Source organism: Pseudoxanthobacter sp. M-2 (assembly GCF_046156265.1).
In the GTDB taxonomy this organism is placed as follows: domain Bacteria; phylum Pseudomonadota; class Alphaproteobacteria; order Rhizobiales; family Segnochrobactraceae; genus CAMDHY01.
This window is the reverse complement of sequence record NZ_JAWDIR010000045.1, coordinates 128725-141930: the sequence shown is the minus strand read 5'-3', so window position 1 is coordinate 141930 and position 13206 is coordinate 128725. Positions and strand designations below refer to the sequence as shown.

General features: G+C 68.4%; 11 protein-coding genes and 3 tRNA genes. 13 read left to right on the top strand and 1 reads right to left on the bottom strand.

Annotation, left to right across the window (positions count from 1 at the left end; translation table 11 throughout):
* Positions 1–644: 644 nt before the first annotated feature.
* Positions 645–1532 carry an N-formylglutamate amidohydrolase gene (locus tag RUR49_RS22030; protein WP_409148590.1) on the bottom strand — a complete coding sequence of 296 codons (888 nt, stop codon included), beginning with the start codon at positions 1530–1532 and terminating at the stop codon, positions 645–647.
* 288 nt (positions 1533–1820) lie between these two features.
* Here RUR49_RS22030 and cpdR point away from each other — a divergent pair, with 288 nt between their 5' ends.
* The 13 genes from cpdR (at position 1821) to rpoB (ending at position 13158) form a co-directional block, all read left to right on the top strand.
* A complete protein-coding gene (cpdR, locus tag RUR49_RS22025) occupies positions 1821–2180 on the top strand; it encodes a cell cycle two-component system response regulator CpdR (protein ID WP_409148589.1) in 360 nt (119 codons plus the stop codon).
* Positions 2181–2383: 203 nt separating this feature from the next.
* Positions 2384–2468, top strand: a tRNA-Tyr gene (locus RUR49_RS22020).
* Positions 2469–2504: 36 nt separating this feature from the next.
* Positions 2505–2578, top strand: a tRNA-Gly gene (locus RUR49_RS22015).
* 206 nt (positions 2579–2784) lie between these two features.
* Complete coding sequence (gene tuf / locus RUR49_RS22010) at positions 2785–3975, top strand: elongation factor Tu (RefSeq protein WP_409148576.1); 1191 nt, start codon at positions 2785–2787, stop codon at positions 3973–3975.
* Between the two features lie 114 nt (positions 3976–4089).
* Positions 4090–4701 carry a DUF1131 family protein gene (locus tag RUR49_RS22005; RefSeq protein WP_409148588.1) on the top strand — a complete coding sequence of 204 codons (612 nt, stop codon included), beginning with the start codon at positions 4090–4092 and terminating at the stop codon, positions 4699–4701.
* A 108-nt stretch (positions 4702–4809) separates the two neighbouring features.
* Positions 4810–4885: transfer RNA gene (locus RUR49_RS22000), tRNA-Trp, on the top strand.
* 321 nt (positions 4886–5206) lie between these two features.
* Positions 5207–5404 carry a preprotein translocase subunit SecE gene (gene secE / locus RUR49_RS21995; protein WP_409148587.1) on the top strand — a complete coding sequence of 66 codons (198 nt, stop codon included), beginning with the start codon at positions 5207–5209 and terminating at the stop codon, positions 5402–5404.
* A gap of 29 nt (positions 5405–5433) precedes the next feature.
* Positions 5434–5964, top strand: a complete 531-nt coding sequence (gene nusG / locus RUR49_RS21990) for a transcription termination/antitermination protein NusG (protein ID WP_409148586.1) — start codon at positions 5434–5436, stop codon at positions 5962–5964.
* 187 nt (positions 5965–6151) lie between these two features.
* Positions 6152–6583, top strand: a complete 432-nt coding sequence (gene rplK, locus RUR49_RS21985; RefSeq protein WP_409148585.1) for a 50S ribosomal protein L11 — start codon at positions 6152–6154, stop codon at positions 6581–6583.
* Positions 6584–6588: 5 nt separating this feature from the next.
* Entirely contained in the window at positions 6589–7293 is a 705-nt protein-coding gene (gene rplA / locus RUR49_RS21980; protein WP_409148584.1) for a 50S ribosomal protein L1, read from the top strand.
* Positions 7294–7712: 419 nt separating this feature from the next.
* Positions 7713–8231, top strand: coding sequence for a 50S ribosomal protein L10 (gene rplJ, locus RUR49_RS21975; RefSeq protein WP_409148583.1), 519 nt, complete (start codon positions 7713–7715; stop codon positions 8229–8231).
* Positions 8232–8290: 59 nt separating this feature from the next.
* A complete protein-coding gene (gene rplL / locus RUR49_RS21970) occupies positions 8291–8668 on the top strand; it encodes a 50S ribosomal protein L7/L12 (RefSeq protein ID WP_409148582.1) in 378 nt (125 codons plus the stop codon).
* 341 nt (positions 8669–9009) lie between these two features.
* Complete coding sequence (gene rpoB / locus RUR49_RS21965) at positions 9010–13158, top strand: DNA-directed RNA polymerase subunit beta (RefSeq protein ID WP_409148754.1); 4149 nt, start codon at positions 9010–9012, stop codon at positions 13156–13158.
* Positions 13159–13206: the final 48 nt, after the last annotated feature.

Here is a 13206-nt window from a genome sequence, read left to right as displayed (position 1 = left end):
CTTGACCGGTCGCCGTCTCGCTGGCAGTGTTTTCGAGCGCGGCCGGACGCCCTGCGTTCGCCGCGCATGCCCTCCTTGGGCGTTTCCTCCCTAGACTTGGGCCGCCCGCCTCGCGAGCGGCCCTTTTTCTTGGGGGCGGGCGGCCTTCGTCGCAGGTCCGGAAGCGCCGCGGGGATGCACCCGACGCAGCATCCGCGACCGGATCGCCGCAGCAATGCGGCACTCACCGCAATCGATTGCCGGGTTCTTGACATTTGTGCGCCGCACCACTAATTTGTGCAGTGCGGCGTGGCTTTGCCCGCCGTGCCCTCCTTGGGCGTTTCCTCCCTAGACTTAGGCCGCTCGTCCGCGAGCGGCCTTTTTTTGTGCATGTGTGCCGGGGCCAGGGATTGCGCGGCTCTGCGGTGGGGTGCGGCCGCTGTCGCACCGGTCCCAGCCGTCCCCATGGTGACGTTTCGTGCATGGGTGCAATGCGGAATCCGCAGATTGACCGGGGGCGCCGCGCCGCCTACCTATCGCGTGTCGACGCGGCCTTGCCGCCTCGATGCCCTCCTTGGGCGTTTCCTCCCTAGACTTAGGCCGGTCGCCTCGCGATCGGCCTTTTTTTTGCCCGCGCCACGCCCCGCCAAGCGCGCCGGACCCGCCTATTCCGCGGCGACGCGCGGGGCGGCACCGTCGGCGAAGTCGGCGATCAGCCGCCGGGCGAAGCGGCCGAGCAGGCGGGCCGTCTCGAGGAAATCCGCCGAGCGCTCGAAGCGCGCCTCGTCCATGTAGAGGCCGCGGTTAACCTCGATCTGGATGGCGTGGACGCCCAGCGCCGGTCGCCCGTAGCTCTCCGTGATGAAGCCGCCCGCATAGGGCCGGTTGCGGCCGACCGTGAAGCCGAGGTCGGTGAGGATCGCCACCGCGCTGTCGCTGAGCTCGGCACTGCAACTCGTGCCGTAGCGGTCGCCGACGATGACGTCGGGCCGCGGGCGCTGGTCCTGGCCGCGCGTCGCCGACGGCATCGAGTGGCAGTCGACGAGGACGGCGACGCCGTGGCGGGCCTGGGTGGCCGTGACGAGCCGGCGGAGCGCCGCGTGATAGGGCTTGTAGATCGCCTCGATGCGGGCGAGCCCCTCCTCGACGGCGAGCGGCCCGGCATAGATCTCCTCGCCGTCCGCGACGACGCGGGCGATCGTGCCGAGGCCGCCGGCGACGCGGACCGAGCGGGCGTTGACGAAGGCCGGCAGGCGGCCGGCGAACATCTTCGGGTCGAGCTCGTAGGGCTCGCGGTTGACGTCGAGATAGGCGCGCGGGAAGTGCGCCCGCATCAGCGGCGCACCGTCGGCCACCACCTCGGCGAAGAGCTCGTCGACGAAGGAATCCTCCGAGCGGCGGATCGCCTCGGCGTCGAGCCGGGTCGCGGCCAGGAAGGCGCGCGGGTAGGCGCTGCCGGAATGGGGGGAGTTGAAGACGAAGGGCACCCGCTGCAGCGGCGGGTGCAGCACCTCGAAGGGCGGATGGTGCACGAAGCCGTCCACGACGCGCATCACGGACGCGCCCGCGGGCATCTGGCGACATGGTGCATGGTCGATGAACAGCCGCCGCGCCGCATCCGGTTTCTCCCGTAGAGGCTCGCCCGGCGCCGCCGCCGCGCGCCCCCGAACATGTTGCCGTAGCCGACGCCCCGCTGTCCACGACGATGCGGCGCTGCCGTGCTTTCACCCGATCTTTACCCGCATCCCGCCACAACGGTTCCCACGCAGCGGATGCCGATCTTCGTGGAAGGTGAGGCGTCCGGGAGCTGGGGCAGTATCTCGGGGCTTGTCGCAATCGTGATGTCGCGCATCATCCTGGCGGAAGACGACGGTGACATGCGTCGCTTCCTCGCCAAGGCACTCGAGAAGGCGGGCCATGAGGTCGTCTCCTTCGACAACGGCCTGTCGGCCTACGAGCGGCTGCGCGAGGAGCCGTTCACGCTGCTCCTCACCGACATCGTCATGCCGGAGATGGACGGCATCGAGCTCGCCCGCCGCGCCACCCGGCTCGACCCGGACCTCAAGGTGATGTTCATCACCGGCTTCGCGGCGGTGGCGCTCAACTCCGACTCGCGCGCCCCGAAGGATGCCAAGGTGCTGTCGAAGCCCTTCCACCTGCGCGAGCTCGTGCGCGAGGTCGAGCGCCTGCTCGCCGCCTGAGCCGCCGCGAGCGCCCGCTCGCAGCCTGAGCCAACGCGAGCGCCGGCTCGCCGGCTGAGATCCTCTCCCGTCGTGAAAATCCGCTCTCTCGTTGACAGCCCGGAACCGCCCCGCCATAACACGCGCCGCGACGGCGGCCGCGCCCTTTACGGCCGCCTCGAACGTGCGGTCCGCCCTCTGGAGGCGGGACGTCGCGCGGCGCCGGAGGGGTGCCCGAGTGGTTAAAGGGGACGGACTGTAAATCCGTTGGCTCAGCCTACGTTGGTTCGAATCCAACCCCCTCCACCACGCCGCGTCCGACGGAACAGACCGAGCCCTGCGCGGGCGGGTGTAGCTCAATGGTAGAGCAACAGCCTTCCAAGCTGATGACGGGGGTTCGATTCCCCTCACCCGCTCCAGGCGCTCCCGGTCCATAGCGGCGAACGACCGCCGCCCTGCCAGGCCCCGAGGGAAAGCGTTCGACAGCGATCGCAACACCATCCGGACGATTCGCCCGCCTTGCATTTCGGCCCGGCGACGGTTACCTGCCGCGCGCGGCCGCGGCTCTCCATACCTCGTCGGCTGCCATCCTATCGGCTGCCACACAATCGGCGGGACACGGGTCATGGCGAAAGAGAAGTTTGCGCGGACGAAGCCGCACTGCAACATCGGGACGATCGGCCATGTCGATCACGGCAAGACGTCGCTGACGGCGGCGATCACGAAGGTGCTGGCGAAGACGGGCGGCGCGACGTTCAAGGCGTACGACCAGATCGACGCGGCGCCGGAGGAGAAGGCGCGCGGCATCACGATCTCGACGGCGCACGTCGAGTACGAGACGAAGAACCGCCACTACGCCCACGTCGACTGCCCGGGCCACGCCGATTATGTGAAGAACATGATCACGGGCGCGGCGCAGATGGACGGCGCGATCCTGGTGGTGTCGGCCGCCGACGGCCCGATGCCGCAGACGCGCGAGCACATCCTGCTCGCCCGCCAGGTCGGCGTGCCGGCGATCGTCGTGTTCCTCAACAAGTGCGACCTCGTCGACGATCCCGAGCTGCTCGAGCTCGTCGAGCTCGAGGTGCGCGAGCTGCTGTCCTCCTACGACTTCCCGGGCGACGACATCCCGATCGTCAAGGGCTCGGCGGTGGTTGCGCTGAACGACGGCGACCCGGTGCTCGGCGAGGATGCGATCCTCGAGCTGATGACGCAGGTCGACGCCTACATCCCGCAGCCGGAGCGTCCGATCGACCAGCCGTTCCTGATGCCGATCGAGGACGTGTTCTCGATCTCGGGTCGCGGCACGGTGGTGACGGGTCGCGTCGAGCGCGGCATCGTCAAGGTGGGCGAGGAGGTCGAGATCATCGGCATCCGCGCCACCCAGAAGACGATCGTCACGGGCGTCGAGATGTTCCGCAAGCTGCTCGACCAGGGCCAGGCGGGCGACAACATCGGCGCGCTCCTGCGCGGCACGAAGCGCGAGGACGTCGAGCGCGGGCAGGTCCTGTGCAAGCCGGGCTCGGTGAACCCGCACACGAAGTTCAAGGCGGAAGCCTACATCCTGACGAAGGAGGAGGGCGGTCGCCACACGCCGTTCTTCACGAACTACCGGCCGCAGTTCTACTTCCGCACGACGGACGTGACGGGTGTGTGCACGCTGCCGGAAGGCACCGAGATGGTGATGCCGGGCGACAACGTCGAGTTGACGGTGACGCTGATCGTTCCGATCGCGATGGAGGAGAAGCTTCGCTTCGCCATCCGAGAGGGCGGCCGGACGGTAGGCGCGGGCGTCGTCGCCCAGATCATCGAGTAACAAGACCCGCGACGCAGGGGCACGGCGACGGGCAATGCGTCCGACGCCGTGCTTCGCGTTTCGGCCCTTACAGAGCGCCGACAAGGCGCCGCACCGAAAATGGGGAGACGGCGCATGACCGACGGCATCCGGGCGACAGGCGGGCGCCTGTCGAGATGGTCTCGCCCACGGCTCGCCCTCGGGGCAGCAGTCGTCGCGGCCGGTTTGGCAGCGGGCCCGGCACGCTCGGCCGACGACGTCGTGCTGACGGAGAAGGGCCTCGGGGCCCTCTCCGCCGGAACGACACTCGACCTCGCCAAGGCCGCGGCGGTTTCGGAGCGCTTCGAGGCGCAGGCATTCGAGGCGGGCTCGGAAGGCATGGCGATGCCGGGCGTCGCCCTCGTCAACCGCAAGGGCGTGCGCGTCGCCGAGGCGATCTACGCCGGCGAGGGCCAGCCGCTCTACCGGATCACCATCCTGCGCAAGGCGATCCCCAACAGCTTCGGCCACCGCGTCGGCGATGCCTTCCCGGACGTCGTGCCGGAGGCGGAGGTCGAGGCGCGCTGCGTCGCCGGCGCCGAGGAGTTCTCGGGCGCGGCGATCTGTTTCGAGGGCCCCGATTCGAATCTCGCGGTGGTGTTCGCCGGTCGCTGGGACGGGCCGGACGGCACGCTACCGCCCGCGTCCGTGCTGGCGGGCTGGAAGGCGCGGGCGCTGATGTGGGCGGCGCCGCGCACCGGCGAGTAGGCGTCGCGGGCCGCGCTGGCGCGCCGTTCTTTTTGGGCGTCGAAGGCTCACCAAACCCTCTGGCCCACCGCCGCGATCTGGAGTAAGCAGTCCCCCGCGCGCCGCATTAGGGGTGTAGCTCAGTTGGTAGAGCGGCGGTCTCCAAAACCGCAGGCCGTGGGTTCGAGTCCCTCCGCCCCTGCCAAGCGCGCGCACGGTGACATGATTCGGCTCGGCGCCTGCGGTGGCGCGGCCCGGTCGCCAGCGGATCGGCGGGTCGACCGGGTGCCGCTCAACGGCCACCGGACCGGTGACGGGCGGTCCCGTTCCGTCGATTGAACGACTGAGCCACATAAGCGCTTGCACTCGCCGCCCGTCGCGAATATGTAGAGCGCTCCGGTCGGGCGTGCGGCCCACTCGTCGCGCGCCCGCTTAGTCGTGGGCGAATCCGCGCATTCATGCCGCACTCGCCCGCAGGTCGGCCCGACGGCCGGCGTCGGACGCACATTCGAGCAGGCTCGTCGAGATGGCGAAAACCAATCCGGTCGCGTTCCTCCAGCAAGTCCGCACGGAGGTCGGCAAGGTCACGTGGCCGACGCGCCGCGAGACCGCGATCACGACCATCATGGTGTTCATCATGGTGTTCCTCGCCTGCATCTTCTTTTTCTTGGCGGACCAGGCGATGAGCCGGGCGATCGCCTTCTTGTTCGGCTTCGGCCGCTGACCGGACTTCGCGAGGGAAGACAGACGCCGATGGCGAAGCGCTGGTACATCGTCCACGCCTACTCGAACTTCGAGAACAAGGTCGCCGAATCGATCCGCGAGAAGGCCGGTCAGGCCGGGCTGCAGGATTTGTTCGAGGAGATCCTCGTCCCGAAGGAGAAGGTGGTGGAGGTGCGCCGCGGCCGGAAGGTCGATTCCGAGCGCAAGTTCTTCCCAGGCTACGTGCTGGTGAAGATGGAGATGACCGATCAGGCCTACCACCTGATCAAGAACACCCCGAAGGTCACCGGCTTCCTCGGCTCGGACAACCGCCCGGTGCCGATCACCGAGGCGGAAGCCGGCCGCATCCTGCACCAGGTGCAGGAGGGCGTGGAGCGACCGAAGCCCTCGATCACCTTCGAGATCGGCGAGCAGGTTCGCGTCTCCGACGGTCCGTTCGCCTCGTTCAGCGGTGTCGTGTCCGAGGTCGACGAGGAGCGGGCCCGCGTCAAGGTCGACGTGTCGATCTTCGGCCGCCCGACGCCGGTGGAACTCGAGTACGGCCAGGTCGAGAAGGTCTGACCGGATCGCGAGACGGGTGCCGGACCTTGCGTCCGGCCCGCCCGACGGTCGGCGGCGGCGCGAGCCACGGTGACGATCGTCGGTTCAAGAGGGGCGGGAGGCCAGGGGCGTCAATCGCCGTCGCCCTGAGGCCGTACCGCCCGACCCCGTCGCCCCGATGCGCGGGCGACCATAACGGGAGTTTTTGATGGCGAAGAAGATCGATGGCTACATCAAGCTGCAGGTGAAGGCCGGGTCGGCGACCCCGTCTCCGCCGATCGGCCCGGCGCTCGGCCAGCGCGGCCTCAACATCATGATGTTCTGCAAGGAGTTCAACGCTCGCACGCAGGACCTCGAGAAGGGCCAGCCCTGCCCGGTGGTGATCACCTATTTCTCGGACAAGTCGTTCACGTTCGAGATCAAGACGGCGCCGGTCAGCCACTTCCTGAAGCAGGCCGCGAAGATCACCTCCGGCTCGAAGACCCCCGGCAAGGGCAGCTTCGCCGGCCAGGTGTCGAAGGAGCAGGTGCGCACCATCGCCCAGGCGAAGATGAAGGACCTCAACGCGTCCGACGTCGACGCGGCGATGCGCATGATCGAAGGCTCGGCCCGTTCGATGGGCCTCGAGGTGGTGGAGTGACGGGGATGGCCAATATCGCCAAGCGCGTCCGCGCCTCTCGCGAGGGTATCGACCGCGACAAGCTCTATCCGCTCGCCGAGGCGCTGAAGCTCGTCAAGGAGCGGGCGACCGCGAAGTTCGACGAGACCGTCGAGGTGGCTCTCAACCTCGGCGTCGATCCGCGTCACGCCGACCAGATGGTCCGCGGCGTCTGCGTGCTGCCGAACGGCACCGGCCGGACGCAGCGCGTCGCCGTCTTCGCCCGTGGCGACAAGGCTGCCGAGGCTCTGGCCGCCGGTGCCGACATCGTCGGTGCGGAGGATCTGGTCGAGAAGGTGCAGGGCGGCACGATCGAGTTCGACCGCTGCATCGCCACGCCCGACATGATGCCGCTCGTCGGCCGTCTCGGTAAGATCCTCGGTCCGCGCGGCCTGATGCCGAACCCGAAGGTCGGCACGGTGACGATGGACGTGAAGACCGCCGTCAACGACGCCAAGGGCGGCGCCGTCGAGTTCCGCGTCGAGAAGGCCGGCATCATCCACGCCGGCATCGGCAAGGCCTCGTTCGGCGCGGAAGCGCTCGCAGACAACATCAAGGCGCTGACCGATGCCGTCGTGAAGGCGAAGCCGGCCGGCGCCAAGGGCACCTACCTGCAGAAGGTGGCGGTGTCCTCGACGATGGGCCCGGGCGTGCGCGTCGATCCGGCGAGCATCACCGGCACCGGCGCCTGACCGGCGCCACCGTCCTGTGATCTGAGGTCGCGGGTCCGCCCGCGACGAGGCGGCGCCGGTCCGGCGCCCTATATGAGGAATTCCCGCCGCGGATCCGTCCGTGGCGGGTTAGGGCCGCCGGAGGCGCAAGCACCCGACCGGCCCGCCCCTGTCCGAGACTGCAGGTGCCCGTGCCCGGTCCTCCGAGCGCGGGTCTAAGCCATACGGGCCTGCACGAGACGGGTCGGAACCGTGTTCTGCGCGGACGGTGCCCCGGTACCGGTCGCAAGTCCAGGTTCGAGACCGTTTTGCCTTGCGGCGCTTCGGCGCCCGCGAGGGGACAGGCTTCCCGAGCGCCGTCCGACCTGTGGGATCTTCCGCAGGCCGTCCGGCAAGGCAAGCGGCGGCCGCAATGGCGGCCGCCATTCGGAGTGAGGCAAGTGGAAAGAGCGGAGAAGCGAGAGCTCGTCACGGCGCTCCACGGGGTGTTCGAGAACACCGGCGTGGTGGTCGTGGCCCACTATCAGGGCCTCACGGTCGCCCAGATGTCGACCCTTCGGGGTCGGATGAAGGCGGCTGGTGGGTCCATGAAGGTGGCGAAGAACCGCCTTGCCAAGATCGCCCTTCAAGGCACCGACATCGCGCACATCGCCGACCTGTTCACGGGTCCGACGGTGATCGCCTATTCGAACGACCCGGTCGCGGCCCCCAAGGTGGCCGTCGACTTCGCCAAGACGAACGACAAGCTCGTGATTCTCGGCGGGGCGCTCGGACGGACGACGCTCGATGCGAACGGCGTCAAGGCGCTTGCGACCATGCCGTCGCTGGACGAGCTCCGTGCTCGCCTGGTCGGCATGATCAAGACGCCGGCGACGCGGATCGCCGGCGTGCTGCAGGCACCCGGCGGACAGGTGGCGCGCGTGCTCGCCGCCTACGCCAAGAAGGACGAGGCGGCATAAGGCCGGTCTCCCGACACCGATCCGATCAACGGTACGAACCGATACAGGAAGACAAGACAATGGCCGATCTCAGCAAGCTCGTGGACGAGCTGTCGAACCTCACCGTCCTGGAGGCCGCCGAGCTCTCCAAGATGCTGGAAGAGAAGTGGGGCGTCTCCGCCGCGGCTCCGGTCGCGGTCGCGGCTGTCGCCGGTGGTGGCGAAGCCGCTCCGGTCGCCGAGGAGCAGACCGAGTTCGACGTGATCCTCGCCGATGCCGGCGACAAGAAGATCAACGTCATCAAGGAAGTCCGTGCGATCACGGGCCTTGGCCTGAAGGAAGCCAAGGACCTCGTCGAGGCGGCTCCGAAGGCGGTGAAGGAAGGCGTCTCGAAGTCCGAGGCCGAAGAGCTGAAGAAGAAGCTCGAGGACGCCGGCGCCAAGGTCACCGTGAAGTGATCCGGCGGGGGTGCGCTCCGGCGCGCCCCCACCCCGGACCGCCGGCCTCGGCCGGCGGACCGGATGCGACGACCGCCGCGCGGACCTTGGGTCCGCCGGCCGGTCGGACCGGGCGACACGCCCGGTGACGATCTCCGGGCCCGAGGCCCGGTGAAGGTGCCTGGATGGTCTTCCCTGCCGCCCCGCTGATGGGCGGCATGGTGGACAATCCGGCGAGTAGGCCCCGCCGCCGCAGCGGCGGCACCGCGGTGCGGGGCCACAGACAGGTCGGCGGCACGGTGCGCGCCCCCCAGCGCCCCACCGGCGCCGGCGGCGGCCGCCCGCGAAGCGAGGAGCGACGAATGGCGCAGGCTCAGAAGGCGCAGACGTTCAACGGTCGCAAGCGGATCCGCAAGTATTTCGGCTCGATCCGCGAAGTGGCGGACATGCCGAACCTCATCGAGGTCCAGAAGGCGTCCTACGACCAGTTCCTGCTGGTCGACGAGCCGAAGGACGGGCGCCCCGACGACGGCCTGCAATCGGTCTTCAAGTCGGTGTTCCCGATCTCCGACTTCGCCGGCACGGCCCTGCTCGAGTTCGTGCGCTACGAGTTCGAGGCGCCGAAGTACGATGTCGACGAGTGCCGCCAGCGCGGCATGACGTTCGCGGCGCCCCTCAAGGTGACGCTGCGGCTGATCGTGTTCGACGTGGACGACGACACCGGCGCCAAGTCCGTCAAGGACATCAAGGAGCAGGACGTCTACATGGGCGACATGCCGCTCATGACGGACAACGGCACCTTTATCGTCAACGGCACCGAGCGCGTCATCGTCTCGCAGATGCACCGCTCGCCGGGCGTGTTCTTCGACCACGACAAGGGCAAGACGCACTCCTCCGGCAAGCTGCTGTTCGCCGGCCGGATCATTCCCTATCGCGGCTCCTGGCTCGACATCGAGTTCGACGCCAAGGACATCGTGCACGCCCGCATCGACCGTCGCCGCAAGATCCCGGTGACGTCGCTGATGATGGCCCTCGGCCTCGACGGCGAGGAGATCCTCGACACCTTCTACAACAAGATCCCGTACACCCGGGACGGCGACGGCTGGCGCATGCCCTTCGACGCCAACCGCATGCGCGGCATGAAGGCGACGATCGACCTCGTCGACGCCGACACCGGCGAGACCGTGCTCGAGGCCGGCAAGAAGATGACCGCCCGCACGGCGCGCCAGCTCGCCGACAAGGGCCTGAAGTTCCTGAAGCTGACCGACCTCGACCTGGTCGGCCAGTATGTCGGCGAGGACCTCGTCAACCCGGCCACCGGCGAGATCTTCGTCGAGGCCGGCGACGAGATCACCGAGAAGCTGCTCGCCACGCTCGTCGGCGCCGGCTTCGAGGAGATCCCGATCCTCGACATCGACCACATCAACACCGGCGCCTACGTTCGCAACACGCTGGCGGTCGACAAGAACGCCAGCCGCGAAGAGGCGCTGTACGACATCTACCGGGTGATGCGCCCGGGCGAGCCGCCGACCATCGAGACGGCGGAGGCGATGTTCCAGTCGCTGTTCTTCGATCCGGAGCGCTACGACCTCTCGGCCGTCGGCCGGGTGAAGATGAACATGCGCCTCGACCTGCAGTGCCCGGACACGATCCGCGTGCTGCGCCGCGAGGACGTCATCGCGGTGATCCGCACGCTCGTCGACCTGCGCGACGGCCGCGGCGAGATCGACGACATCGACAACCTCGGCAACCGGCGCGTGCGCTCGGTCGGCGAGCTGATGGAGAACCAGTACCGCGTCGGCCTCCTGCGCATGGAGCGGGCGATCAAGGAGCGCATGAGCTCCGTCGAGATCGACACCGTGATGCCGCAGGACCTGATCAACGCGAAGCCGGCGGCTGCCGCCGTGCGCGAGTTCTTCGGCTCCTCGCAGCTGTCGCAGTTCATGGACCAGACCAACCCGCTCTCCGAGGTGACGCATAAGCGCCGCCTGTCGGCGCTCGGCCCGGGCGGTCTGACCCGCGAGCGCGCCGGCTTCGAGGTGCGCGACGTGCACCCGACGCACTATGGCCGCATCTGCCCGATCGAGACGCCGGAAGGGCCGAACATCGGCCTGATCAACTCGCTGGCGACGTTCGCGCGCGTCAACAAGTACGGCTTCATCGAGGCGCCCTATCGCAAGGTGCGCGACAACCACGTCACGCCGGAGGTCGTCTACCTGTCGGCGATGGAGGAGTCGAAGCACTACGTCGCGCAGGCGAACATCAACATCGACGCCTCCGGCCGCCTCACCGACGATCTTCTCATCTGCCGCCACGCCGGCGACGTGATGATGGTGACGCCGGACCGCGTCGACTACATGGACGTGTCGCCGAAGCAGCTCGTCTCGGTCGCCGCGGCGCTCATTCCGTTCCTCGAGAACGACGACGCCAACCGCGCGCTGATGGGCTCGAACATGCAGCGCCAGGCGGTGCCGCTGGTGCGGGCCGAGGCGCCGTTCGTCGGCACCGGCATGGAGCCGATCGTGGCGCGCGATTCCGGCGCGGCGATCGCCGCGCGGCGGGCGGGCGTCATCGACCAGGTCGACGCCACTCGTATCGTCGTGCGTGCCACCGAGGACCTCGAGACCTCGCGCTCGGGCGTCGACATCTACCGGCTGATGAAGTTCCAGCGTTCGAACCAGAACACCTGCATCAACCAGCGTCCGCTGGTGCGTGTGGGCGACATGGTCAACAAGGGCGACATCATCGCCGACGGCCCGTCGACGGACCTCGGTGACCTGGCCCTCGGCCGCAACGTGCTCGTCGCGTTCATGCCGTGGAACGGCTACAACTTCGAGGACTCCATCCTCCTCTCCGAGCGCATCGTCTCCGACGACGTGTTCACCTCGATCCACATCGAGGAGTTCGAGGTGATGGCCCGCGACACCAAGCTCGGGCCGGAGGAGATCACGCGCGACATTCCGAACGTGTCGGAAGAGGCGCTGAAGAACCTCGACGAAGCCGGTATCGTCTACATCGGCGCGGAGGTGAAGGCCTCCGACATCCTCGTCGGCAAGATCACGCCGAAGGGTGAGAGCCCGATGACGCCGGAGGAGAAGCTCCTCCGCGCCATCTTCGGCGAGAAGGCCTCCGACGTCCGCGACACCTCGCTGCGCGTGCCCCCGGGCGTGCAGGGCACGGTCGTCGAGGTGCGCGTGTTCAACCGCCACGGCGTCGAGAAAGACGAGCGCGCCATGGCGATCGAGCGCGAGGAGATCGAGCGTCTCGCCAAGGACCGCGACGACGAGCAGGCGATCCTCGACCGCAACGTCTTCGGCCGTCTCGCCGAGATGCTCGACGGCAAGGTCGCGATCGCCGGCCCGAAGGGCTTCAAGAAGGACACCGAGGTGACGCGGGCCGTGCTCGCCGACACCCCGCGCTCCCAGTGGTGGCAGTTCGCGGTCGCCGACGATCAGCAGATGACGCAGATCGAGGGTCTGCGCGGCCAGTACGACGAGAGCCGCAAGCGCCTCGAGGGCCGCTTCATCGACAAGGTCGACAAGCTGCAGCGCGGCGACGAGCTGCCTCCCGGCGTGATGAAGATGGTCAAGGTCTTCGTCGCCGTGAAGCGCAAGATCCAGCCGGGCGACAAGATGGCCGGCCGGCACGGCAACAAGGGCGTCGTCTCGAAGATCGTGCCGGTGGAGGACATGCCGTTCCTCGCCGACGGCACGCACGTCGACATCGTGCTGAACCCGCTCGGCGTGCCGAGCCGCATGAACGTCGGCCAGATCCTCGAGACCCACCTCGGCTGGGCCTGCGCGGGCATGGGGCGGAAGATCGGCGAGATCATCGACGCCTACAAGAAGTCGAACGACGTCCAGCCGCTGCGCACCGCGCTCGTCGACATCTTCGACGACGGCCGCGAGCCGGTCGCCCAGTACGACGACGCCTCCGTGCTGCGGCTCGGCGAGCAGCTGCGCAAGGGCGTGCCGATCGCGACCCCGGTCTTCGACGGCGCGCACGAGCCCGACATCGTCGTCATGCTCGAGCAGGCCGGCCTCGACCGCTCCGGACAGGTGACGCTCTATGACGGGCGCTCCGGCGAGGAGTTCGACCGGAAGGTGACTGTCGGCTATATCTACATGCTGAAGCTGCACCATCTGGTGGACGACAAGATCCACGCCCGTTCGATCGGCCCGTACTCGCTGGTCACCCAGCAGCCGCTCGGCGGCAAGGCGCAGTTCGGCGGACAGCGGTTCGGTGAGATGGAGGTGTGGGCGCTCGAAGCCTACGGCGCCGCCTACACGCTGCAGGAGATGCTGACGGTGAAGTCGGACGACGTGGCCGGCCGCACCAAGGTCTACGAGGCGATCGTGCGCGGCGACGACACGTTCGAGGCGGGTATCCCGGAGTCCTTCAACGTGCTCGTGAAGGAAATGCGGTCGCTCGGCCTCAATGTCGAACTCACCGACTCGAAGCCGAAGACGGCGGCCAACGAGCTCGAGCGACCGGCAGACGCGGCGGAGTGATCCGCCGCGCTGCGGCCGCAAGGCCGCCCTACGCTCGCCGATTCATGA

Coding starts and splice junctions, on each gene's coding strand:
- RUR49_RS22030 (WP_409148590.1), bottom strand. CDS start 1,532: ATGCGCGTCGTGGACGGCTTCGTGCACCATCCGCCCTTCGAGGTGCTG.
- cpdR (WP_409148589.1), top strand. CDS start 1,821: ATGTCGCGCATCATCCTGGCGGAAGACGACGGTGACATGCGTCGCTTC.
- tuf (WP_409148576.1), top strand. CDS start 2,785: ATGGCGAAAGAGAAGTTTGCGCGGACGAAGCCGCACTGCAACATCGGG.
- RUR49_RS22005 (WP_409148588.1), top strand. CDS start 4,090: ATGACCGACGGCATCCGGGCGACAGGCGGGCGCCTGTCGAGATGGTCT.
- secE (WP_409148587.1), top strand. CDS start 5,207: ATGGCGAAAACCAATCCGGTCGCGTTCCTCCAGCAAGTCCGCACGGAG.
- nusG (WP_409148586.1), top strand. CDS start 5,434: ATGGCGAAGCGCTGGTACATCGTCCACGCCTACTCGAACTTCGAGAAC.
- rplK (WP_409148585.1), top strand. CDS start 6,152: ATGGCGAAGAAGATCGATGGCTACATCAAGCTGCAGGTGAAGGCCGGG.
- rplA (WP_409148584.1), top strand. CDS start 6,589: ATGGCCAATATCGCCAAGCGCGTCCGCGCCTCTCGCGAGGGTATCGAC.
- rplL (WP_409148582.1), top strand. CDS start 8,291: ATGGCCGATCTCAGCAAGCTCGTGGACGAGCTGTCGAACCTCACCGTC.
- rpoB (WP_409148754.1), top strand. CDS start 9,010: ATGGCGCAGGCTCAGAAGGCGCAGACGTTCAACGGTCGCAAGCGGATC.